General features: G+C 63.1%; 20 protein-coding genes. 9 read left to right on the top strand and 11 right to left on the bottom strand.

Going from position 1 to position 24,296, the window contains the following annotated elements; all coding sequences use genetic code 11:
* The first annotated feature begins 425 nt into the window (after positions 1-425).
* Positions 426-1,301, top strand: coding sequence for a formyltetrahydrofolate deformylase (gene purU, locus QWY79_RS01225; RefSeq protein WP_290269077.1), 876 nt, complete (start codon positions 426-428; stop codon positions 1,299-1,301).
* A gap of 14 nt (positions 1,302-1,315) precedes the next feature.
* Positions 1,316-2,176 (top strand): bifunctional methylenetetrahydrofolate dehydrogenase/methenyltetrahydrofolate cyclohydrolase FolD, encoded by an 861-nt coding sequence (gene folD, locus QWY79_RS01220; RefSeq protein ID WP_290269075.1) that lies wholly within the window; start codon positions 1,316-1,318, stop codon positions 2,174-2,176.
* A gap of 81 nt (positions 2,177-2,257) precedes the next feature.
* Here the strand turns inward: folD and QWY79_RS01215 are convergent, their stop codons facing one another.
* The 8 genes from QWY79_RS01215 to QWY79_RS01180 all read right to left on the bottom strand — a co-directional run bounded on the left by QWY79_RS01215 (position 2,258) and on the right by QWY79_RS01180 (position 13,245).
* A complete protein-coding gene (locus QWY79_RS01215; protein WP_290269073.1) occupies positions 2,258-4,462 on the bottom strand; it encodes an OsmC domain/YcaO domain-containing protein in 2,205 nt (734 codons plus the stop codon).
* A 130-nt stretch (positions 4,463-4,592) separates the two neighbouring features.
* Positions 4,593-4,940, bottom strand: coding sequence for a DUF1428 domain-containing protein (locus QWY79_RS01210; RefSeq protein ID WP_290269071.1), 348 nt, complete (start codon positions 4,938-4,940; stop codon positions 4,593-4,595).
* Between the two features lie 140 nt (positions 4,941-5,080).
* On the bottom strand, positions 5,081-7,327 hold the full coding sequence (locus tag QWY79_RS01205; RefSeq protein ID WP_290269069.1) for a sensor domain-containing protein: 2,247 nt from the start codon (positions 7,325-7,327) through the stop codon (positions 5,081-5,083).
* 475 nt (positions 7,328-7,802) lie between these two features.
* A complete protein-coding gene (locus tag QWY79_RS01200) occupies positions 7,803-9,938 on the bottom strand; it encodes a hypothetical protein (protein ID WP_290269068.1) in 2,136 nt (711 codons plus the stop codon).
* A gap of 360 nt (positions 9,939-10,298) precedes the next feature.
* A complete protein-coding gene (locus QWY79_RS01195) occupies positions 10,299-11,816 on the bottom strand; it encodes a sodium:solute symporter family protein (RefSeq protein WP_290269066.1) in 1,518 nt (505 codons plus the stop codon).
* Positions 11,809-12,057 (bottom strand): hypothetical protein, encoded by a 249-nt coding sequence (locus QWY79_RS01190; RefSeq protein ID WP_290269065.1) that lies wholly within the window; start codon positions 12,055-12,057, stop codon positions 11,809-11,811. Before QWY79_RS01190 ends, QWY79_RS01195 begins: the two co-directional genes overlap by 8 nt.
* Before the next feature lie 95 nt (positions 12,058-12,152).
* Positions 12,153-12,470, bottom strand: a complete 318-nt coding sequence (locus QWY79_RS01185) for a GNAT family N-acetyltransferase (RefSeq protein WP_494337333.1) — start codon at positions 12,468-12,470, stop codon at positions 12,153-12,155.
* 175 nt (positions 12,471-12,645) lie between these two features.
* A complete protein-coding gene (locus tag QWY79_RS01180; RefSeq protein ID WP_290269063.1) occupies positions 12,646-13,245 on the bottom strand; it encodes a LysE family translocator in 600 nt (199 codons plus the stop codon).
* A 98-nt stretch (positions 13,246-13,343) separates the two neighbouring features.
* Between QWY79_RS01180 and QWY79_RS01175 the strand changes: the two genes are divergently transcribed.
* From QWY79_RS01175 to QWY79_RS01160, 4 genes are all read left to right on the top strand, one after another.
* Complete coding sequence (locus QWY79_RS01175) at positions 13,344-14,735, top strand: aminotransferase-like domain-containing protein (RefSeq protein WP_290269061.1); 1,392 nt, start codon at positions 13,344-13,346, stop codon at positions 14,733-14,735.
* A gap of 250 nt (positions 14,736-14,985) precedes the next feature.
* Positions 14,986-16,800 (top strand): chloride channel protein, encoded by a 1,815-nt coding sequence (locus tag QWY79_RS01170; protein ID WP_290269059.1) that lies wholly within the window; start codon positions 14,986-14,988, stop codon positions 16,798-16,800.
* Positions 16,787-17,947 carry an extracellular solute-binding protein gene (locus tag QWY79_RS01165; RefSeq protein ID WP_290269058.1) on the top strand — a complete coding sequence of 387 codons (1,161 nt, stop codon included), beginning with the start codon at positions 16,787-16,789 and terminating at the stop codon, positions 17,945-17,947. The genes QWY79_RS01170 and QWY79_RS01165 overlap by 14 nt, the downstream gene beginning before the upstream one ends.
* A gap of 65 nt (positions 17,948-18,012) precedes the next feature.
* Positions 18,013-18,432, top strand: coding sequence for a secondary thiamine-phosphate synthase enzyme YjbQ (locus QWY79_RS01160; protein WP_290269056.1), 420 nt, complete (start codon positions 18,013-18,015; stop codon positions 18,430-18,432).
* 10 nt (positions 18,433-18,442) lie between these two features.
* Here QWY79_RS01160 and QWY79_RS01155 read toward each other — a convergent pair whose 3' ends face one another.
* Positions 18,443-18,922, bottom strand: a complete 480-nt coding sequence (locus QWY79_RS01155) for a pilin (protein ID WP_435389740.1) — start codon at positions 18,920-18,922, stop codon at positions 18,443-18,445.
* Between the two features lie 241 nt (positions 18,923-19,163).
* Here QWY79_RS01155 and pilB point away from each other — a divergent pair, with 241 nt between their 5' ends.
* Positions 19,164-20,900 carry a type IV-A pilus assembly ATPase PilB gene (gene pilB, locus QWY79_RS01150; RefSeq protein ID WP_290269054.1) on the top strand — a complete coding sequence of 579 codons (1,737 nt, stop codon included), beginning with the start codon at positions 19,164-19,166 and terminating at the stop codon, positions 20,898-20,900.
* 39 nt (positions 20,901-20,939) lie between these two features.
* A complete protein-coding gene (locus tag QWY79_RS01145) occupies positions 20,940-22,169 on the top strand; it encodes a type II secretion system F family protein (protein ID WP_290269052.1) in 1,230 nt (409 codons plus the stop codon).
* An 8-nt stretch (positions 22,170-22,177) separates the two neighbouring features.
* Here the strand turns inward: QWY79_RS01145 and QWY79_RS01140 are convergent, their stop codons facing one another.
* Positions 22,178-22,693, bottom strand: a complete 516-nt coding sequence (locus tag QWY79_RS01140) for a L,D-transpeptidase (protein ID WP_290269050.1) — start codon at positions 22,691-22,693, stop codon at positions 22,178-22,180.
* On the bottom strand, positions 22,693-23,358 hold the full coding sequence (locus QWY79_RS01135; protein WP_141318251.1) for a TetR/AcrR family transcriptional regulator: 666 nt from the start codon (positions 23,356-23,358) through the stop codon (positions 22,693-22,695). Before QWY79_RS01135 ends, QWY79_RS01140 begins: the two co-directional genes overlap by 1 nt.
* 273 nt (positions 23,359-23,631) lie before the next feature.
* On the opposite strand from QWY79_RS01135, the gene lexA reads away from it, so the two are divergent.
* The gene (lexA, locus tag QWY79_RS01130) at positions 23,632-24,294 is read left to right on the top strand and encodes a transcriptional repressor LexA (RefSeq protein ID WP_290269047.1); all 663 of its coding nucleotides are present in this window, start codon (positions 23,632-23,634) and stop codon (positions 24,292-24,294) included.
* Positions 24,295-24,296 lie beyond the last annotated feature (2 nt).

Below are 24,296 nucleotides of genomic sequence, written 5' to 3'. Positions count from 1 at the left end.
CTACCGCTCTACCCGCATCCTGCGATGGCCTATTGGCATCGATGCGGCAGTCCTTGCGGGTGTCGTGGTGTCGGCCGTCCCTGTAGGCTTTTGAGCAGCCTATTCAAGGGTGTCATATCCGGCAATATCCACCATGGGATGAGAGGCGTGGGTTGTGGGGTGGCGCAACCGCTCGCAGAAGGGACAGCTCCACCCCTGATGCCCCATGGAGTCCGGCCAGTCGGGGGTTCGTATGGCACGTCGGCAAGCGCCTAACGTGCCGGCGATTGACGGGCTTCAGGGGCGCGCCTGAGCCATCGTTCGAACTGGATTCATAACATCGGCATCGAACTCCTTGCATCCACCATGACCACTTGCCCATCATCGACCGTAAGTCGCCAGCAACGTCCTGCCAGCGCCACAAAACCAGAAGAAGAGGTAGACTCATGCAGAGCCAGTATAAGACCGATAACCAATTCGTCTTGAAGGTGAACTGCAAGACCGGCACCGGGATCGTGTCGAGCATCACCAGTTATCTTGCGGAGCGTGGCTGCAACATCACGGAGCTGTCCCAGTTTGATGACAAGATCTCGGGCCAGTTCTTCATGCGCTGTGTGTTCAGCATCCTCGAGGACAGTCAGCATAGCTTCGACAGCCTGGAGACCGGCTTTGCCGAGGTGGGTGAGCGCCTGGATCTCGAATGGAGCATGCACGACCTGCAGTCCCCTCCCCGGGTGCTGATCATGGTGTCGCGCTTCGATCATTGCCTGGTGGATCTTCTGTATCGTCACCACAAGGGCGAGCTGAACATCGAGATCACCGGCGTGGTGTCCAACCATGAAGATCTGCGAGAGATCGTCGAGCGCGAGGGTATCCCCTTCATGCACCTTCCCGTCACGCCGGAGACCAAGCCTCAGCAGGAGGCCAGGCTGATGGAGATCGTCGAGGAGACCCGCACGGAGCTGGTGGTGCTCGCTCGTTACATGCAGGTGCTCTCGGATGACCTCTGCCAGAAGCTGCAGGGACGGGCGATCAACATTCATCACTCTTTCCTGCCCGGCTTCAAGGGTGCCAAGCCCTATCACCAGGCCTTCGAACGCGGCGTCAAACTGATCGGCGCCACGGCTCACTATGTGACGGCCGACCTGGACGAGGGCCCGATCATCGAGCAGTCGGTGCAGCAGGTTAACCATGCCTACTACCCGGATGAACTGGTAGCCTTGGGGCGCAATACCGAAACCATGGCCCTGGCAACGGCGGTGAAACTGCATACTGAGCACCGCATTTTCCTGTCGGGCAACAAGACCATTATCTTCAAGTGAACGGGAGGCTGCAGATGGCGCAAGTAATCGATGGCAAGCAGCTTGCCAGCCAGGTGCTCGAGGACGCGGCAGCCGAGGTTGAGTGGCTCAAGCACCACTTCGAGAGCGTTCCCGGGCTGGCCGTGGTGCTGGTCGGCGACGATGCCGCCAGCCAGATCTATGTGCGCAACAAGATCAAGCGCGCCAAGGAAGCCGGGATAGCCTCCTTCGAGCATTACCTGGAAGCTGACACCAGCCAGGCCACGCTCGATGCCCTGATCCAGGAGCTCAACGACGACCCCGGGGTACACGGCATTCTCGTCCAGTTGCCCCTGCCCGAGCATATTGACGAGGCGCGGATCATCTCGAGCATCCTGCCGGAAAAGGATGTCGACGGTTTTCATCCGGCCAATGTCGGCGCCCTGTCCCAGGGTCGTGCCTCACTCGTGCCCTGCACGCCCCAGGGTTGTCTGATCATGCTGCGCCATGTGCATCAGGACCTCAGCGGCAAGAACGCCGTGATCGTCGGGCGTTCGAATATCGTCGGCAAGCCCATGGCCGCGCTGCTGTTGCAGGAAAACTGCACGGTGACCATCGCCCACTCGCGGACCCGCGACATCCGCAAGGTCTGCCAGGAGGCCGATATCCTGATTGCCGCCACCGGCTCGCCGGGGCTGATCCAGTCTGACTGGGTCAAGCCCGAGGCCACCGTCATCGACGTGGGTATCAATGCCATCGAGGTCGACGGGCAGCGCAAGCTGATCGGTGACGTGGACTTCGACGGCGCTTCGCAAGTGGCGGGTGCCATTTCGCCGGTGCCCGGCGGCGTCGGCCCAATGACCATCGCCTGCCTGCTGCTGAATACCACCCGCGCCGCGAAGAATCAGCTGACCTGAAGGGCTTGAGTGAAAGCGACCACTAAAAACCCCGAGCCAGAGAACTGACTCGGGGTTTTGTCGCTTCAACACCCTCAGCGATCAGGCGGTAGCCGGTGAGGCCACTTCCGCCCTGGCGGCGCGGTGCGCGTGCAGCTTGCTGTAGCTGTCGATCAGGCGCTGGTGCCGTTCCAGGCCCTCCAACTGCATGCTGGTCGGCTCGAGACCGTGGAAGCGCACCTCGCCGTTCACCGAGCCCACCACCGCGGCCATGGTCGCCTCGCCGAACATGCGCTGGAAGTTCTCGAGGTAGTCGTTCAGTTCCAGCTCATCGTCCTGGGCGATTTCCAGCACGGCATTGACGGCCTGGTAGAAGAGGCCGCGTTCGACGGTGTTGTCGTTGAACTGCAGGAACATCTCGACGCGTTCCAGCGCGTCTTCCTGCTGGCCCAGCGCCAGGTTGATCAGCAGCTTGAGCTCGAGAATCGTCAGCTGCCCCCAGACGGTGTTCTCGTCGAACTCGACGCCGATCAGGGTGATGATGTCCTCGTGATCATCGATCTGGCTGTCTTCCAGCCGCTCCAGCAGATCCCTCAGTTGCTGATCGTCGAGCGCATGCAGGTTGAGAATGTCCTCGCGGAACAGCAGTGCCTTGTTGGTGTTGTCCCAGATCAGATCCTCGACCGGATAGACCTCGGAGTAGCCCGGCACCAGGATTCGGCACACCGGCGCGCCCAGATCCTCGTGGACGGCCACGTAGACCTCCAGATCCAGCGCCTCGAGCAGACCGAACAGTGTCGCCGCTTCCTCTTCGTTGGTGCCGGCGAAATCCCATTCGACGAAGTCGATATCCGAGCGGGCGCTGAAGAAGCGCCAGGACATCAGGCCCGAGGAGTCGATGAAGTGCTCGACGAAGTTGTTGGGCTCGGTGACGGCCAGCGAATTGAAGGTCGGCGGCATGAAGTCGTTCATGCCCTCGAAGCTGCGGCCCTGCAACAACTCGGTGAGACTGCGCTCGAGCGCCACCTCGAAGCTCGGATGGGCGCCGAAGGAGGCGAAGACCCCGCCAGTGCGCGGATTCATCAGGGTGACGCACATCACCGGATAATCACCGCCCAGCGAGGCATCCTTGACCAGCACCGGAAAGCCCTGCTTTTCCAGGGCCTCGACGCCTTCGAGGATCCGCGGATACTTCTCGAGCACCGCCCGCGGCACATCCGGCAGGGCGATCTCTTCCTCGATGATCTGACGCTTCACGGCTCGCTCGAAGATCTCCGACAGGCACTGCACCTTGGCCTCGGCCAGGGTGTTGCCGGCACTCATGCCATTGCTGAGGTAAAGGTTCTCGATGAGGTTCGAGGGGAAGTAGATCGCCTCGCCATCCGACTGGCGCACGAAGGGCAGCGCCACGATGCCGCGATCCGTCCTGCCGGAGTTGGTATCGATGAGATGGCTGCCGCGCAGCTCGCCATCCGGGTCGTAGAAGTCGCGACAATGCTCATCCAGGATGCCCGCCGGCAGTTCGTCATTGGGCCCGGGCTGGAACCACTTCTCGTCGGGATAATGCACGAACTCGCTGTGGGCGATGGCCTCGCCGAAGAACTGGTCGTTGTAGAAGAAGTTGCAGCTCAGCCGCTCGATGAACTCGCCCAGCGCCGAGGCCAGGGCGCTCTCCTTGGTGGAGCCCTTGCCGTTGGTGAAGCACATGTTGGAGTGGGCATCGCGGATGTGCAGAGACCACACATGAGGCACGATGTTGCGCCAGGAGGCGATCTCGATCTGCATGCCCAGCGACTCGAGCATGCGCGTCATGTTGGCGATGGTCTGCTCCAGCGGCAGGTCCTTGCCCTCGATCCAGGTGTTCGCGCCCTCCTCCGGCTCGGCCATCAGCAGCGCCTGGGCATCCTCGTCCAGGTTCTCGACGACCTCGATCTGGAAGTCCGGCACGTTCTGCACCACCCGCTTGACCGAGCAGCGCTCGATGGAACGCATGATGCCCTGGCGGTCCTTGTCGGAGATATCCTCCGGCAGCTCGACCTGGATCTTGAAGATCTGCTTGTAGCGGTTCTCCGGGTCGACGATGTTGTTCTGCGACAGCCGGATGTTCTCGGTGGGAATGTCCCGCGCGTTGCAGTAGACCTTGACGAAGTAGGCCGCGCACATCGCCGACGACGCCAGGAAGTAGTCGAAGGGGCCCGGCGCCGAGCCATCGCCCTTGTAGCGGATGGGCTGGTCGGAGATGACCGTGAAGTCATCGAACCTGGCCTCCAGCCGGAGGTTGTCGAGATAGTTGACCTTGATTTCCATGGACAAAGCACCGGATTGATGGATTCAGGCGGCCTGAGCGGCGTGGCCCGCCATTATCCAGCTTTTCAGGGGCTTCGTCTTGGGGTGGGCGAAAAACCGCCTGGTCCGACGGCATCAGGCCGATCGGCGACTATTCATCCACTACCATCTGGAAGCCACCATAAATTAGTCGGCTGCCATCGAATGGCATGGGATTGTTCAGCATGCGTGGATCTTCCTGAAGGGCCTTCATGCCGGCATCCCGGGATTCCCGCGAGGGCCATGTCACCCATGCAAAGACCACGGTTTCATCATCACGGCATTGCACCGCCAATGGAAAGGATGTCTTTTCTCCCGCCGGCACGTCATCCCCCCAACATTCGACCAGGCGAGTGGCACCATGCTCCTTGAACAGAGCGGCCGCTTCCATCGCATGCCGGATATAGGCTTCCCTGTTGTTGGTGGGTACCGCAGCCACAAAACCTTCTACATAATCCATGGTGGTTCTCCTGTTATCACATGGTGCTGCTCAGAAGGCACGACCTTGCCATCAGGAAGCTCCGTTCAGAGCCTGGTTGTCCTTGAAACACCCGGACTCGTTTCGCGCTGAATTACCGTTTCGAGCCTGCCTCACGCTTGTCAGAAGCGGTTCTGATCCACTGCGTCCAGCTCCGAGTAGAAGCTGTAGGTACTGCGACCCTGTTGTTTTGCTCGGTACATGGCGGTATCGGCGTTGATATAGAGCTGGCTCATGGAGTCGCCATCTTCCGGGTAGATCGCGATTCCCACCGAGCCCCCGATGTGAATTTCCTCGCCGTCTATATCGAAAGAGAACTCCAGCGAGGCCAGGATCTTTTGCACCACCCGGATGGCCGCCCTCGCATCGGAATCCGGCAGCAGGATGACAAACTCGTCGCCGCCCGGGCGGGAGAAGGTGTCCTGCTTGCGCAGCAGGGGCGAAACGCGTTCCGCGAACGCCTTCAACAGCTTGTCGCCGACCTGGTGTCCCCTGGCGTCATTGACGCTCTTGAAGCCATCCAGATCGAAGAACATCAAGGACAGATGCGCCTTGCGGCGACTGGCTGAGTTGATGGCCATCTCGGCGCGTTCTTCCAGCATGGTCCGATTGGGCAGGCTGGTCAGGGGATCATAGTAGGCCATCTGGTGGATCTGCTGCTGATCCTGCTTCAAGCGGCTCATGTCGCTGATGATGCCGATATAGTGGGTAAGCGTATTCTCGCTGTCGCGAACTTCGGAGATCGTCAACCACTGCGGGCAGACCTCACCATTCTTGCGCCGATTCCAGACCTCGCCCTGCCAGGACCCGTGGTTAAGTATGCTGTGCCACATTTTTTCGAAAAAGAAGTGGTCATGGCGCCCTGAAGCCATGATGCTGGGCCTGGCCCCTATGGCCTCTTGCTCACTATAGCCGGAGATGCGCATGAAGGCGTCATTGACGAGCACGATCTCCTCGGACGGCAGGGTCACGACGATACCTTCGCTCGTCTTCTCGAAGACCTCGGCGGCCAGATCGAGTTGACGCTGACTTTCGACCTGCCCGGTGATATCGATGTGGCTGCCCACGATCACTCGGTCGGCCTCGTCATCCAGATTGATGAAATGACCACGACAGAGTATCCAGCGCCAGTCACCATTCTGGTGTTTCATCCGAAAGCGCCCTTCGTACATCTGGCCGCTATCATCGATCAGGAAGTTCTGCAGATTTTCGATGGCCTTGTCATGATCATCGGGATGCAGCAGGTCACTCCATAGTTCTTCGATGCTGGCCCGGCCATCGGCGGGATAGTCGTCGGGATCGAAGCCCATCATGGCAATATACTCGGGACTGAAGCGGGCAATATCCCGGCTGGGCGTATACTCCCAGACCCCCGTATTGGTCGCCGCAATCAGGGACTGAAAACGATCGAGGCTCTTGCGCAGATCGCGCGTGCGCTCTTCCACCTGCTGCTCGAGCGTGTGACGGCGCCAGCGCAATTCGGTCACGCTCTTGACGAGATAGGCCAGCAGGCCAGAGACACCCAGGGCCATGCCCAGGCTCGACATCAGCCAGCCGGCGGGAAGCCACCCTGCGGCCGGCGCCATGGCAAGCGTCCAGGTGCTGCCGGCGATATCCATATCATGTTCGACAGGCTGTTCCAGAATAGAGCTGGTATTACGCAAAACCACCTGTCTCGAGGCGCCGTCCTCCTCTTCGGCCAGTACCTGAAACCGATAACCCTGCTGGCCGAGCGCCTGAAGGCCCGAATCCGACAGCAGCGACGTGAGTGACACCACCGCATCACTGTAGCCCCTGAGCGCCTGGTCACTCATCAAGGGGTGGCGTCCCACGAGGACCTGCGTGCCATCTTCCAGCGTCATCGGGCCCATCAGCTGCAAGCTGTCATCCACCGCGGCCGGGGCCGCTTGCGTCATGGATGCCGGCTCTTCCCAGCCCTCGTCGCTACCGTCGCGTTGCGCCGCATAGCGGTAGCGCGCCATGCCTTCCGGCGCGAGAGTCAGCACCGCCACGTTCGGGTGGCTTGCCTCCAGCTGAGACGCGACACGCTCGAAGCGTTTCTCCAGGTCGGGGGCGTCGAGCGGCAATGCCGCCAGACTGGAAGCCGCCCCCAGGGCATGAGTCAGCCGGACCTCCAACAATCGCGCCTGATGGACTGCCTGATAGGCAGCCTCCATCTTGCGCGCTTCCACCACTTCCCGCTGCTCATGGAATACCACGCCGACCGCTACCATCAAGCTGGCCACAAAGGTCAGCAGCCCCAGCCTGACGAACCGGCTTCGGGGGCGCAGTAGCGAAGAGTCCGACCCACCAAGGCTCGAGCCGCCCAGCTTTTTGGAGAAGTCTGAACTTCTGATGGATGAATCCATGTGGCGCGGCTCCATGGCCTCAGTGGCTACCCTGAAGCACCATCCTGATCTTCAAGGAACTATCATCTTTAACCATAATGTATCAGCTTGAGGGTTCAACCGCTCAGAATGACAGACCTCAGTCGAGGGCGATCAGTTCAACCTGGTTGAGGGGATGGAAGCGGCGTACAAGGATGATCCGACTCAATAACAAGCCCCGACGCAGCGGGGCTCGCTTATACTCGACAGCGGCGGAGTTACATTAACTATTGTGAACACACAACAACTCGGCGCAGGAATCTCGCCGCGCACTGCCCAGACACGTCAAGCCATGGGGTGCCGCAATGCGAAAAGACGCTCGAGGACGTCCGCAGTGGCTGGTGTCGTAAGCAGCAAAACGATAAGGCGGCTCCTACTAATCGGTTTTGACAAGTGACACGACATGACGCTCCAGGGCTGGAATACCGCCCCGGAACGCAGGAGCATACATGCAGTTTCAGTGCAGTCGCATCGTCCCGAGCAGTGCATTGCCCGGCCTGGACGTCTTCGCCGTATCGGAATCAAACAAGACCACCACCTCCGACTGATTCGGGTCGAAAGAGTAGAAAATGTCGTCTTCAATCCAGAGGATGTTTTTATCACTGAAGGCGAATTCCGTAATCGCTGGAATCCTGGAGGCCTGTGACAAGGAATGAGTCCCGCCGGCCGTGCCATCGGTAGCGATAATGTTGCGGCCCGAGGAGAGTCGGGTGACGAATGCTACGACATCTGCCGCCGCTAACCATCGCGGCAGGTTCGGCGACCAATCGACTTTTTCTCCACTGCGAAATTCGTGAATGATGTTGGTGTCACCGCTATCCGGATCGACGGAACGAATGACATTCGACGACTGTTTCCCCTTGAATGTAGTCGAATCCTTTACCGCGGTACCGGCGTACAAGAGTAATCCTCCGGCAGAGAGGCCTGTCTGGCGCAAGCGTCTAGACAAGTCCCCGATGTTCTGACTGGTTTCGGACAACTGATTCAGTTCTCCATCGGGCAGGATCTCGAATAAAGGGTTGCCGCGCTCCCGACCAAGCGGTGTCCCCAGCAAAGGTAAGATCAGTCGACTGCCGGCTCTGGTAGGCTCTCCCAGGAAGCTACGCACCTTCTCAGGATCACCCCCGGCTGCCTTGACAAGAGTATCAGTCGAGGCGAGAGTTCGCGTTCCCTCGGGTGTACCATCAGTGCTGTAGAGAACATCAGCCCCATTACTACGCGGGCGAGCCGTGACATACAACCGACCTTCAAATTCAATGAAGTTGGAAAAGGACGAATAAAAATCATCAGTCGGCAGTTTCAGCGTCCCTTCAGCGGTTCCATCACTACTCCATATATGATAATTGTTCTGTGCACTGCCGCTGGGAATGCTCACATCAGTGGCGGTAAACACAACGCGGTTTCCTATTCTCACCGCATGCTCGAGCTGTGGATTGGAGTCTCGGGTGCGCTCGTCACGATACACCCGGTCATTGATATCAAGCAGCATTCCGGTGCCATTCACGGTGCCATCCGTGGCGAATAATTCGACACCATATTCAGGATGTCTATCGATATAAATGACCCGATCCCCTACACTTATAGGCTGGGCTGGAAAGGAACCCCGGGCAGTGTTTTCGCCCAAGTTACTGAGCTCGTCACCAGCCGACAGATGAAAGACGCCGCCGGCAATCAGAATCCAACCATCACCCAGTGGGGCAGCATATCCGAGGGATCCGGCAAAGCTATCTTCAGTCGTGAAACGGCTAAGGTCACCGGCATGTGTCATGGCTACTACAGCACGGGCGTTTTCATTGTGGCCAGCACGGAAGAAGTAGCGGTTACCCGCATCGACAAGAAAATCATCGCTGGAAGATGCCGACTTTTTTCTATCCAGCGTGGTCAGCGTCGCAACCGTTTGATCCGAGCCATCGGAAAGCTGGGTAACCAACCCATTATCACTCCAGCGGCGTAAAAGAAAATACGTCCCCTTCTTCGATGGCCAGCCTGACGCCTCTTGCCAACTCATTGGCTCGGTGATGCTACCTTGTTCAGGCGGTGAAATAACGCCGGCAATGGTCCTGGCCGTGCTGGACTCGCAATGCTCCTCAGCCATGGGGGCAAAGCTGTCACGAAAGACTCCGGCAAAATCGACCTCTACCGGCTTCAATGCGCCGTTACTTCCCTGAAACTTCAGGGTGGTCGACTCCATAAAATAGCTCATGAAGTCAATCGCGCCGAACGACGTGAAATAGGCCTCAAAATCGTCAACATAGGCCATCTGCGTTCGTGCGACGACTTCGCCATTCTTGATGGATTCAAGATTCAACCGAGGGGAGATTTTGTCCGCAGGATTCTGGTGCACCAGAATCGCGACACTATCATTTGCGCGCATTCCCACCAGAAGATTTCGCTGTGCTGACAATACAGCATCATCAATATCGGGCTTGACACATGCTAATGACAGAATCTCAGCACCTTCATCCATGGCAGCTAGCCTGGAAAAAGGGGAATTTTCCGAGGACGTCACACTCCATGATACTTCTTTTGCACTGACACCCACTGAGACGCTGACGCAGATAGCGGAAACCAGGAAGGCTTTATCAAAGCGCATGATGTTCTCCAGTGAGATACAACCAGGCTGGGTCGCCCCGCTTTCACGGGCAGATAATTTTTATCAAGCTTGAAAAATATCACACAGAACCACTGAATTATCATCCTGTTTTAGTAGTTTTTCACGAGCCGGATCGCGATTTCATACTTGTTCCTTAACAACCAACACTAGCCAGTGAGAAAATCGCTTAACTGACACCATAAGCGATGTTAAGAAACTCCACCCAGACATTCTTAGACCACCTGACCTACCGGTATTAACAACCGCTATCTTGACGCGTCAGTACCTGACACCGGTTCTACAAATACCATGCGAGAATGGGCGGGGTTCAGAGCGCCCCGCCCGGTGGGAGTCGATGATTTATTGCTGCAGACAGTCGCTGGGATGCTGAACGTTTCCGTCGCCGAGCCGCGTCAGACCATGCGGAGCGGCGATACGGAAGAAACGCTCGACCACCTCACATGGCGCCGGCCTGGTGGCGAGTGACACCGCCACGAACAGCGGCAGGTTGATCATCAGGCCCCAGAAGCCGGCGTGAATGCCCAATGGGTGCTTCCACAGCGTGGTAAAGGCCACCGTGACCAGAAATCCCGCCACGATGCCCGCCAGCACGCCCAGCATGGAGGCGCGCGGCCACAGGAACATGCCGATGAAGGCTGGCATCACCTGGGTGGCGAAGCCCAGCCCGACCAGCAGGATCATCACCAGGCTTCCCGGCTCGGCGATCGCCAGCGGAGCGATAACCAGCGCCATTAGCGGCAGGATCATCCAGCGCGCCAGCTTTCCGGTGAAGGCGTCGGAGAGGCCAAACAGCGGCTGCAGCACGTCCCGGCTCCAGGAGAGCGCCACCGAGTGGATAAACGGTTCGCTGGAGGACATCGAAGCGGCCAGGGTGCCGGCGCCGAGCAGCCCGACCAGCACGACCGGCAGATGCTGCATGGCGTACTCCAGCACCACGGTGTCGGCGCGGGCCAGGTCGGGCAGCGCGAAGATGCCGATGAAGCCCACCACTACCATCGGCAGGATCACCACGTAGTAGGTCGGCAGCCAGGTGGCACTGCGCCGGATGGTGCGCGCCGAGGAGGCGCTCATCCACTGGGTCCACACCGGCGGCATGAAGGAGAACATCGAGACGATGACGGAAGTCGTCCAGAAGCTGAAACTCATGTCACCGCCGGCGCCGGGCAGGGTCAGGAACTCGCCATGCTCGGCCTGGAGTCGCGTGAACAATGCACCGACATCGAGCCCGTCGGTGGCACTATGCAGTGACCAGAGGCCCACGGCCCAGGCCACCACCAGCATCAACACGCCCTGGAAGGCGTTGGTCCGGCCGATGGCGCGTTGGCCACTGACGAACAGGTAGACGGCGATGCAGGCCAGCACCAGCGGCACGCCCAGCCATACCGGAATCGCCCCGCCGCTCATCACGTTGAGGATGTAGGCGGCGCCGATGGTCTGCAGCACAGCGTAGGCGATCGAGCCGATCGACATGACCAGGGCGGCGAGTGCACCGAGCAATGGGCTCTGGTAGCGATCGGTGATGGCGCTGGCCTGGGTCACATGGCCGAAGCGCTCGCCGAACTGCCACACCTTGGGGCCGACGTACCAGGCCACCAGCGCCAGGTAGGCGAGATAGACGGCTACATAGAATACCGGCACGCCCTTCGAGTAGGCCCAGCCCGGCGCGCCCATGAAGGTGTAGGCGCTGACGCTGCCGGCGGCGATCAGCAGGTAGAGCGTTACCGGGCCCATGCTGCGCCCGGCCAGGCCCCACTCCTCGAGGCTGTTCATGCGCCGCCCGCCCCGCGCGCGCAGGCCGATGAACATGGCAATGGCGACATAGACCAGGGTGATGAGCAGCGGCCAGGGGCTAGTCATGATCCCCCTCCTCGCGTTCGCCCTGCTGACGATCGAGGACACGATTGGCGATCAGCATGACGGCGAAGCAGGCGAAGATCACCACATAGCTCCACACCACCAGCAGCGGCAGGCCCAACACCAGCACGGCGCGGTTCACCCAGCCGATGACCGGCCAGATGCCGGCCGCCACCACGGCGACGAAGGCGATCAACAGCCCCCAGCCGGCACGGCTGGTGGGCAAAACAACAAGACGGGACACGCCAAACCCTCCCGGGATCAACAGGCCCGGATATCTGAATTCGATCGATGGCGGACCACCACGTCGACACAACGCAATGTCCACCAGTGCATCGATCAGTCCCGGGGCTGCAGATCGCGCTGCATGATGGTCACTACCTCGCCACGGTACTCACGTTCCTCGACGTCCTGCCAGCCCAGCCGACGGTAGAGTGACTGCTGGTCCGGCGTATAGAGATAGCAACGACCAACGCCGTGGGCCTCGGCCTCCTCTTCGACGCGACGCACCAGCCGCGAGGCGATGCCATGGCCGCGCCACTCGGGCAATACAAAGACCGAGGCCAGCCAGGGCGTCAGGTCGCGCCGATCACTCATGTCGTCGACGACCAGGCTCGCCATGCCCACCGGCCGCTCACCACTCATGGCAGCAAACACCGAGGGCACACCGGCCGGGCCGCAGTCGGCACGCAACTGCTCGATGGTGGCGGCGAGATCGCGACCGGGGTTCAGGTGGCCCCATGCGACATGGGTCCAGCCTGCCAGGCTGGCGACATGAGGCGAATGGGCATCGAGACGGACGAGAGGCAGGTGGAAAATGATGATCCCTCCGTCAACCGAGGATGAAGAACACGCAGGCCGCGGTGAGCGCGCCCATGGTGCCGTTGAAGACGCGCCATGAGCGCGGCCCCTTGAGCCAGCGGCCGATGGCCATGCCGAAGCCGGCCCACAGGGATATGCAGGGCAGCGCCACCAGTTCGGCGAAGCCGGCCAGCAGGAAGGCATTGACGACGGTATTACCTCCTTCCGGCAGGAAACTCGCCATCAGCGTCAGCCCCATCACCCAGGCCTTGGGGTTGGCGAATTGAAAGGCCGCCGCCTGCCAGAAGTCGAGAGGACGCCCCTCGGCATCGCCGAACTCGGGCGGCGGCGCGGTGGCGATCTTCCAGGCCAGGTACAGCAGATAGAGGCTGCCGACCACCTGCAGCGATGTCTGCACCAGCGGATAACGCTCGAAGACGATACCCAGCCCCAGAGCAATCGCCGCAAAGAGCACGAAGCATCCTCCCATAATGCCCAGCAGATGCGGCAGGGTTCGCCGGAAGCCGTAGTTGGCGCCGGAGGCGGTCAACATCACATTGTTGGGTCCGGGCGTGATGGTCATCGAGATCATGAACAGGGTCACGGGCCCCAAGTATGCCAGCGAGCTCATAAAATTGCACCCATACAATATTGGAGAATTGCGATTGCACTAGCCGTATTCTTGAGCATAATGAGTACAAAATTGGCGTCAAAGGTTTTATTGTCACCATGACAATCTGGACACCCCGACTCGGCGACAAGGGGCCACGCTATCGGCGCATCGCCGAGGCCATGGCCGAGGCCATCACCCGTGGTGAACTGGCACCCGGCGAACGCCTGCCCCCGCAACGGCGCCTGGCCGATCAGCTCGGCGTGACCATCGGTACTGTCACCCGCGCCTATGCCGAGGCTCAACACCAGGGCTGGGTCGAGTCCCGTGTCGGCAGTGGCACCTATGTCTGCCCACCGCGGCATGCCAGGACTTCGTTTCGTGCTACCCGAACGGTGGATGAGGGCGTCATCGACATGAGCATGAGCTTTCCGCCGCCTCATCCACTGCGGGCCCAGGGATTGCAGCATGCCCTGGAGCGGATCACCGCCTGCCCCGAGGCGATACAGGCGGCCACCGAATACCAGCACGAAGCCGGCAATGCATCTCAGCGGGCCAGGATGGCGGCCTGGCAGGGGCGTCTCGGACTGCCCGCGGACCCGCAGCGACTGTTGATCACCCAGGGTGGCCAGCACGGCATTCATCTGGCCCTGCGTACCCTGGTGCAACCCGGCGAACTGGTGGCCGCCGAGGCCCTGACCTATCCGGGGTTCGTCTGCGCCGCCCAGCAGGCGCATTTACGGCAACTGGCCATCCCAATGGATGCCGATGGCATGGACACCGAGGCACTCGCCCGCTTGTGCGCGCGGCAGCCACCGCGGCTGCTCTACTGCATGCCGGATCTCAACAATCCCACCGGGGCGCAACTGTCCGAGGAGCGCCGCCGACGTCTGGGCGAGCTGGCCCGCGAGCACGATTTCTGGCTCGTCGAGGATGCCGTCCAGTACCTGCCCGAAAGCGAGCGCGGGACTCCGCTGGTGGACCTGGCACCCGAGCGCACCCTCCACATCTTCAGCACCTCCAAGGTGCTGGCCGGGGGACTGCGCATCGGCACGCTCAGCGTACCGCAAGCATTGCAGGAACGCCTCTGCGCGGCCCTGCGCTCCCAAAGCTGGATGGTGCCGCCCCTGATGGCGGAAGCGAGCTGCCAGTGGGTGGAGGATCCGGCCAGCCAGTCCCTGCTGCGATGGCAAGTCGACGAGCTGGCCGAGCGCCGGCAGCTGGCACTCGAGCGGCTGGCGGCGCAGGCTCCACAATGCCGCCAAGGCTCGTCACTGGTCTGGTTGCCGCTGCCGGCCGGGCAACGCAGCGGCCGGGTCCAGGCCATGCTGGCGGAACGCGGGGTGCGCGTCTCGACGCCGGAGCCCTTCTGCACGGGCAGCGAACCGGCCCCCCAGGCGCTGCGCCTGTGCCTGGGTCCACCGGCCAGTCGGGAGAGCCTGACACGTGGCCTGGACCTCATTGCCGAGACGCTGGCAACACCGCCCAGCGATACCTGGCACACCATGTAGGTCATGCCCCGACTCACCCTGTTTCAACGCCTGTGCGCAATGCGCGAAGACATGCCACCAGCCCCAGCATGCCGGACCTGTGACGGACCGGCCGGTACTCCGCACGGCCGCCTTCACCGGCCCGATGAAGGCCGCACGCGACTTGCTCCGGCCAAACTTTCCCCCTACACATGAGGGAGGTATCCCGGTTCGTGAAGTGACGCACGCCAGCCGGGACGCATCGACCACGTACGATCAGGGATGACGCCCAGTGGCAGCCGACAAGGATCAGCCGACCTCAACGACAACCGGACAGGATATCCCCTACAGCTCTCCCGCCTCCGACGCACACTCCCCCAATGGTGCCCGGGGCATGCTGCGTTTTCTGGGGCTGGTGTTGCTGGGCGCCGTTATCGGTGGCCTGGCGGCGCTGGCCGCGGTGGGCTTTGTCAGTGCGGTTATCTGGCTCAATGACCTGCTGCTGATCTCCCCCCGCGGCCGCATGATGTTCGCCCATCCCGAGGCGCTGGCCCTGGCCACGGTCGCCGTGCCGGCCCTGGGCGGCCTGGTGGTGGGACAGCTGCATCGCGCCATTCGTGAGCGCCGCCCCCACACACCGGCCGACCTGATTGCCGCGGTACAGACGCGGCGCGGTCGTCTGCCGCCGCGGGCCGGTCTGCTGTCGGCGCTGTCGGGGCTGGTCTCGCTGGGCTCCGGTGCCTCGGTGGGGCAATACGGCCCCCTGGTGCACATGGGCGCCAGCCTCGGGTCGCTGGCCGCCAGGCTGCTGCGCATGGGACGCTCCGACGACAATGTCACCATTGCCTGCGGTGTCGCAGCCGCCATTGCCACGGCCTTCCACGCGCCCCTGGCCGGCATCGTCTTCGCCCATGAAGTGGTGCTGCGTCACTACGCGCTGCGCGCCTTCGCGCCCGTCGCCGCAGCCGCCATCGTCGGCCATGTGATTGCCACCAACGTGCTCTCCCAGGGGGCCCTCTTCCATGTCACCGACACCGCCGTCCCGCGGCCCTGGGAGTTCGCCGCCTTCATCGTCATCGGCGGCCTCGGGGCGCTGGTAGCCGGCGGCTACATGCATGCCATCCTGGCCGTGGGTCGCTGGGCGGCGAAGCTGCCTGTGGTGCCCTCGCTGCGCCCGGCGATCGCCGGGGCGGCTCTGGGGCTCGTCGCGCTCTGGGTCCCGGACATCCTCGGCATGGGACAGGAAACCCTGCGCTTCGCCACCATTCAGGGCGCCTTCAGCAGCCTCGACCTGGTCATCGTGCTGGTGCTCAAGCTGGCGGCCACCGCCATGTGCATCGGCATGGGGTTCGGCGGCGGCGTATTCAGCCCAGCACTGGTGATCGGCACACTGTTCGGCGCCCTCTGCGGCACCCTGGTCACCCAGCTGGGCATGGCCGGCGAGACCTTCGTGTTCTATGCGGTCTGCGGCATGGTGGCGGTCACCGCACCGGTGATCGGTGCGCCCTTGACCACCCTGCTGATCGTCTTCGAGCTGACCGGCAGCTATGTGCTGACCACGGCGGCCCTGGCCAGCGTCACCCTGGCGAGCCCCATCGCGGCTCAACTCTTCGGTCGCTCGCTGTTCGACATTCAACTCGCCCGACGCGGGCTCGACCTGTCTGCCGGGCGCGGCCGGGCGCTGTTGCAGAATGCCCGCCTCAAGAGCCTGGTCAGCCAGGAATGCGTGATCCTGAACCCGAACGACAGCGTGCAGGAAGCGGTCACCCGACTCGGCGAAGGCGGGCATGGCGAAGCCTACCTGGTGGACGACAGGCAGCGCTATCGCGGCAGCGTTACCCTGGCCGATCTCGAGGTCATGCGCGGCAAGGGACACGGCCACCACCGGGTCAGGAGCTGTCAGCGTACCCCGCGCCCGGTGCTCAGCCCCGAGGCGTCGGTCTGGGATGCCATGCACCATGTCCAGGATGTAACCGGCGAGGCCATCGCGGTCGTTGATGACAAGGCGGGCGATGCTTTCCTCGGCGTGGTATACGAGTCGAGCATTGCCCGCGCCTACCTGAAACACAGTGAAGATCTGCGACGGGAGGAGCATGGTACGGGCTGAGCGACAGGCCGGCGCAAGCTGGCGTAACACGGCATGCGGGCTGTTGCTCGCCGCGCTCACCGGGATGTCGCCGCTGGCCGCAGGCGAGGAGACGGCCGCAGCGCAGGGTGAGGCGACACTGGATGTCCTGACCTGGGGCGGCGCCTATGAACGCGCCCAGCGCCGCGCACTGTTCGAGCCGTTCACCCGAGAAACGGGCATTGAAGTGCGCGTGCATCGCTACAATGGCGGCCTGACAGAGCTGCGCGAGGCCATCGACGCCGGCCGCACGCCCTGGGACCTGATCGACATGAGCCGCAGCGAGGCCAAGACCGCATGCGCCGACAACCTGCTGGAGCCCCTGTCGGCGGACATTCTCTCGCCCTCGCCCCAGGGCCGCCCGGCCCAGCGCGACTTCATCACCGGCGCCCTCAACCGCTGTTCCATCACGCATTCGGTGTTCGCCACCGTGGTGGCGTACCGTCGGGATGCGTTTCCCGGGCAGCGCCCCACCGAGATCTCCGACCTCTTCGATCAACAGAACTTTCCGGGGCCGCGGGCCCTGCAGCGCGGCCCCGCGGTCAACCTGGAGTGGGCGCTGCTGTCCTATGGCGTTCCCGAGGAGGAAATCTATCGTCTCCTGAGCACGCGACGCGGACTATCACTCGCCTTCAAGCGCCTCGACGACCTCGATAACCTGCACTGGTGGGAAGCCGGCGATACCCCGGTGAAACTGCTCGCCGAGGACAAGGTCGTCATGGCCTCCGGCTTCAATGGCCGCTTTTTCGATGCCATGGTCAACCAGGACCTGCCCATCGAGATCCTCTGGGATGGGCAGGTTCAGGAGCACGAAGTCTGGACCGTGCCGCGGGGTGCCGAACAGTCACAACAGGCGCGGGAGTTCATCGACTTCGCCACCTCGGCCGAGCGCCAGACGGCGCTGGCCGAGCTCATTCCCTATGGCCCCTCGCGCCGCTCGGCCACCCTCCAGGTCGCCAACCACCCGGACACGGGCGTCGACATGCGGCTGCACATTCCCACTCACCCCTTGAACGCCGAACATGCGTTGACCAAGGATGACGAGTGGTACGCCCGCAGCCATGAACGTATCAACGACTACTTCGAGGACGCCCTGCTTGAGGAAGATAGCGCCAGCCAGAGCCCCTGAACCGGTGTTGTGCGGTTCGTCCATGGGGTAGGCTGAGCGTCGTATTCACCATCAGGACACACGACATGTGGCACCAGCAGGAACTGCGACTGGCCCCTCGTTCCCGAGGCTTTCATCTGATCAGCGACGAGGTCAGCGAGGCGTTGCCGCGCCTGGGCGAACTGCGGGTGGGCCTGCTGCATCTACAGTTGCTGCACACCTCGGCCTCGCTGACCCTCAACGAGAACGCCGACCCGGATGTGTGTCATGACCTGGATGCCTTCCTGCGTGACCGCATTCCCGGTGACCTGCCCTACTTTCGGCACACCATGGAAGGGCCGGATGACATGCCGGCTCATATCGCCGCCAGCCTTCTGGGCACCCAGCTGACACTGGCGGTGCGGCATGGCCGGCTGGCGCTGGGCACCTGGCAGGGCATCTGGCTGGGCGAGCATCGCGATCAGGGAGGCGCTCGGCGGCTGATCGCGACGCTCAACGGGGAATGAAGCACCGGGCTCAGTCATCCCAGCTGGTGGTTTCCCAGGTGATGCCATCACCGGCTGTGGTATCCCAGGTCAGGACGGCATTGGGATGCGTATTGCCGGAACCGGAGTCATTGCTGTCCTGAGTGTTCTCGATGGTGCCGCCGCCATCGCCGTTGACGGAGCAGCCCCAGCCTACGTCCGCACAGGGATCATCCCGGCCTTCGGAGAGGTTCATGGACACGCTGAGCTTGGCGGCACTCAGTTCCGAAATGGCCGCGCTATGCTCGGCGCGTTCGGTGTAATCCTGATACTGCGGTACCGCCACGGCGGCGAGAATGCCGATGATAGCCACCACGATCAGCAGCTCGATCAGGGTAAACCCGGCCTGCTGCCGCGGGCTGCCCCGCGTGGTTGATAATGCGCCCGCCCGCCTGCCCGGCGGGAGTTCCAGCGCCTTGCAACCTGCCAACTGAAGCCGTGCGACATGGCCGGCATCCTCCCCCGTGAGCACTGACGTGTTCCTGATTGTGATTGTCATTCTCTGCATGGTGCACCTCTCCGTGTGGCGTGCCCTGACCTGAAACTAGGCAGTGCCTTCAGACGCTCACAAGGCCGATTCCCCGACACCGAGCCGACGAGATTTCCCGGGCTGGCGTGGGTAAAGTCGTCGCCAGTGCTCAGCAAAAGACTCAGGGCCGGCGATGGCCCGCGTGACTAGACTCCGCCATGAACCCATGGATAGGGACAGACGCATGGCGCATGATGCATCCCCCGGGGACGACGGGCCTGATCACGACCGCTCGCGGCTGAGTGGCCTGGCGTGCCACCTGGTCGACGACGGCCTGCTGGACCTCGAGACGGCCCGTCAGCTCGAGCAACAGGCCCGCCAGGCGGGCCGCTCGCTGCTCAGCCATGTCGTCGACGTCGCCGCCGTCACGCCCCGTCAGGCCGTGGAGGCAGCCGGCCGGGCCTATGACCTGCCGGTGACCGATCTGAACGATACGGATGTCATGACCCTGCCCGCCCTCGATGATCATTCCGTCGAACTTCTGCGTCGGCTGGAAGCCCTGCCGCTGTACCGCGATGACAAGCGACTGGGGGTGGCCATCGGCCATCCGGGGCTGCTGGCCGAACTCGATGAACTGAGATTCGCTACCGGCCTCGCCATCGAGGGCGTGCTCGCCTCCGGGGATCAGCTGCGGACCTGCCTGCACCGCTATCTGGCGGCACGCCGCGACACGCCGTCGGCCATGGCACGCATTGCCTCATCCCCGGCCGAGTACGCTACCGAGGACGCATCTGACGCCGCCGATGCCACCGAGACGGACGGGCCGCTGGTGGCCTTCGTCGACAGCATCCTGCAGGACGCCATCAAGCAGGGCGCCTCGGATATTCACTTCGAACCCTATGCGGACCAGCTGCGCATTCGCCTGCGCATCGACGGCCGGCTGCACGATCAGGCCCATCCGCCCTGCGCGCTGCGGGCCCGGCTGGCGGCGCGACTCAAGGTCATGGCCCGGCTGGATATCTCGGAGCGCCGCTTGCCGCAGGATGGCGCCATCAAGTGGCGCCCCCGGCATGGGGATGCCGTGGACTTCCGCGTCAACACCCTGCCAACCGTGCATGGCGAGAAGGTGGTGCTGCGCCTGCTCGACCCGGCGACCGCCCTCTGGGACCTGGACCAGCTGGGGCTCAATGCGGCGCAACAGGCGCTCTATGCTCAGGCGCTGGACAACCCTCAGGGCATGATTCTGGTGACCGGCCCCACCGGCAGCGGCAAGACGGTCACGCTGTACACCGGCCTGCGCCAGCTCAACGAGATCAGCCGCAACATCTGTACCGCCGAGGACCCGGTGGAGATCAAACTGGAAGGCATCAACCAGGTCAATGTGCTGCCGCGCATCGGGCTGGACTTCGCCAGCACGCTGCGCGCCTTCCTGCGTCAGGATCCGGATGTGGTGATGGTCGGCGAGATCCGCGACCGCGAAACCGCGGAGATCGCCGTCAAGGCCGCACAGACCGGCCACCTGGTGCTGTCCACCCTGCACACCAACTCGGCGGCGCAGACCCTGGCCCGGCTGGCCGACATGGGCATTGCGCCCTTCAATGTGGCCAGTTCGGTCAGCCTGATCATCGCGCAGCGCCTCGCTCGTCGCCTGTGCGACCACTGCAAGCGGGCAGTCCGTCCGGACGCCGCCAGCCTGGAGGCGATGGGCCCCGATATCGACCCGCAGCAGGCGCCGACCCTCCATGAGCCGGTCGGTTGCCATGAGTGCATCCAGGGCTTCCGGGGGCGCATCGGGCTGTATGAGGTGGTGCCCATCGACGCCGCCATGCGTGAACGCATTCTGCGCCGCGGCAAGGCCTCGGATCTCGAGCAGCAGGCTCGTGACAGCGGCTACCCGAGCCTGCGCCAGAACGGCATCGACAAGGTCCTGCAGGGGTTGACCAGTCTCGCCGAAGTCCACCGCGTCACCGGCCACAACTGACGGCCCGTTGCGCTATGCCATATCCCCGACGGAGGTCACATGGCCAGAGCACAGCCCGGATCCGAGGCCAGCAGACCGCGACGCTGGCAATGGAGCGGCCTTGACCGGCATGGCAAGCGCGTGCGTGGCGAAAGCTTCGCCGTGCGACGCGACGACGTCGTCCAGCAGCTGGCCGAGCAACGCATCCTGGTGCGGCGTATCCAGCCAGGCCGACGCCTGACAGCAGGGTCGGGGCGCATCAAGAGCCGCGACATCACCCTTCTGGCGCGTCAGATGGCGACCCTGCTGCGCGCCGGCGTGCCTGTCCTCCAGGGCTTCAACGTCATTGCGGAGGGCGTCGACAAGCCGGCCATGCGACTTCTGGTCCAGTCCCTGAGCAAGGCCGTGTCCCAGGGCGCCAGCGTTGCCGAGGCCCTGCGGCAGCATCCACGGCACTTCGGCGGGCTCTTCGTGCACCTGGTGGCGGCGGGCGAACAGTCCGGCACACTGGAACGCATGCTGGAACGCATCGCCCTCCACAAGGAGAAAGCGGAGCGGCTCCAGGCCAGGGTGCGCAAGGCGCTATGGTACCCCGCCGTGGTTTTGATCACCGGTGTCGCTGTGGCCGCCCTGCTGCTGGTCAAGGTCGTGCCGCGCTTCGAGACGCTGTTCCACGATTTCGGGGCCGAACTGCCGGCCCTGACCCGGCTGGCATTGCGCCTGTCCGAGGCGGCACAGGCATACTGGCTGTGGGGCGTGCTGCTGGGGCTTGGCCTGCCGCTGCTGGCGTACTGGGGCCAGCAACGCTCGCACCGCCTGGCCTTGCGACTCCAGGGCCTGGCCCTGCGCCTGCCGGTGCTGGGAGAGATGCTGCGTGCCTCCTGCGTGGCGAGATTCTGCCGTACCCTGGCGACCACCACCGGGGCCGGTGTGCCGCTGGTGGAAGGCCTGAAGAGTGCGGCGGGCGCCAGCGGCAACCGGGTCTTCGAACAGGCGGTGGAGCAGGTCCGTCACGACGTCCTGGACGGCCAGTCGCTGGAGCTGTCGATGCGGCGTGCGGGGCGCTTCCCGGCCATGGCCCTGCAGATGGTGGCCATCGGTGAGGCCTCCGGCACGCTCGACCAGATGCTGGAACGGGTGGCCGAACACCACGAGAGCGAAGTCGACGAGCGGGTCGATGTCCTGACCTCGCTGCTCGAGCCGCTGGTCATCGTCATCCTGGGGGTGATGGTCGGTGGCCTGGTCGTGGCCATGTATCTGCCGATTTTCGCGCTCGGCGGTGCTCTATAGCGCCGCTCTCAATGCAACCAGACCGGCGTTCCGGGCACGGCATGACGAAAGACGGCCAGCAGATCGGGGTCACGCAGTCGCACACAGCCGTGGGACGCCGGCACGCCCATGGGCTGGTCACTCGGCGTGCCGTGCAGGTAGATATAACGCCGCTGGGAATCGACCCGGCCACCCCGGTTGCGGCCCGGCTCCAGTCCGCACAGCCAGAGGATGCGGGTCAGGATCCAGTCACGCTCGGGATGCGCGGCGGCCAGCTGCTCATCGAACACCTCGCCGGTCGGGCGTCGCCCCCGATAGACCGTCCCGCACGGATTGCCCTCCCCGATGGCCGCACGGACATAGTGCCAGCCCAAGGGGGTGGCACCACTGCCATCGAGCTCTCCGGTGCCGGCGGCCCCGGTGGACACCGCGCAGGACCAGAGCGCCTCTCTGCCCTGGTGGAGGGTCAGCTGCTGGGCGTCAACATCGATCTCCACCCAGGCCTCGGCCTCGGGCGGCAGTGACGGCAGGCGCGGGGTTCGCATCAGCCGGCCTCCTGAGCCGGCAGTTCCGGCAATGGCGCCTGCATGGCCGAGACCACGACGGGACGCAGCCGCCGTATCAGGTCGCGCACCGAGACATGTTCCTGATAGTCCTGCTCGGCGATATCGCGCAACGCATCGAGCCCGGAAAGCGTGAAGATCACCGTGCCCAGCACGAAGTGCAGGCGCCAGAAACGCTCGGCATCCGGCAGCTCGGGCGTGGCACGCCTGACCAGTTCCGTGAAGCGGCGGAAGACACTGCCGTATTCTTCCTGGATATAGCGACGCAGATGGCCCTGAGCCTGGCTGTACGCCAGCCCCAGGAGCCGCATGAAGACCTTCAGACTGTTTCGCTCGGCCGGCACCTCGAGCACGGTACGGGCCATGGTCTCGAGGAGCTCCTCGAGCGGAATGATGCTGTCATCGTGGCGATGCTGCGCTTCGAGTTCATCCAGGGCGGCATGAAAGCGCAGCGTGAAGGGATCCAGATAGCGGGCGAAGACCGCCTGGATCAACGACTTCTTGGAGCCGAAGTGATAGTTGACGGCAGCCAGATTGACCTTGGCCTTGCTGGTGATATGGCGTAGCGAGGTCTCGGCGAACCCTCGCTCGGCGAACAGCACCTCGGCGGTATCCAGGATGCGCGTGACGGTGTCCGGTTGGGCCATGAGTCGAGTCCGGGTTGGAAACAATTGTTTGAATTGTCTGCAGTGTACGTCATGCATCACAGTGGCTCAATTCAGCCTTCTGTCAACTGTTTGAAACATCACGTTTTGCCCGTCAATCGCGGCACACTTTTACTGGATGGATAATCATGCTGTATACTTGACCACTAGGAGGAGACACTGAACCACTCGGCCAGCTGCCCGCACAGACGCCGGCACAGTGTTTCCCGACAGCCATGATCGGCACCATACCCAGGTCCATGAACCGGAGGTCGCATGACTCGCTCCCTCACGCCTCGCCAGCAGAATGTCTTCGACTTCATCGTCAAGACCATGAATGAACTGGGCTATCCGCCGACAAGGGCCGAAATCTCGCGAGCCCTGGGGTTTCGCTCGCCGAATGCCGCCGAGGAGCACCTGCGTGCCCTCGAGCGCAAGGGCGTGATCCGTGTGATTCGCGGCACTTCCCGGGGCATCCGGCTACCGGCACAGGAAGCCGCCCCCCTCACGGCCGAGTCCTCGAACGAAGCCGAGAGCTCCCAGGGGCTGCCGATCATCGGTGAAGTGGCCGCCGGCAGCCCCGTCCTGGCCACCGAGCACATCGACCGCTACTGCCCCCTGCCCGCCGAGTTCTTCACGCCGCGGGCCGATTACCTGCTTCGGGTACGCGGCTTGTCCATGCAGGACATCGGCATCCTCGAGGGGGATCTCCTGGCGGTCCATCGCACCGACCGCATCCGCGATGGGCAGATCGTGGTGGCCCGCCTCGAGGATGAGGTCACGGTCAAGCGCTTCCACCGTCAGGGCCATCATGTCACGCTGGAAGCCGAGAATGCCGATTTCGCCCCCATCGAAGTCGATCTGCGCCATCAGGAACTGGAGATCGAGGGCATCGGCGTGGGAGTGATCCGTGGCGGCAATGGCCAGGCACTGAACTGATG

This window comes from Halomonas sabkhae, assembly GCF_030409265.1.
GTDB lineage: Bacteria > Pseudomonadota > Gammaproteobacteria > Pseudomonadales > Halomonadaceae > Halomonas > Halomonas halmophila.
Note: the sequence above shows the minus strand (reverse complement) of the source record. Positions and strands in the feature narration are given on the sequence as shown.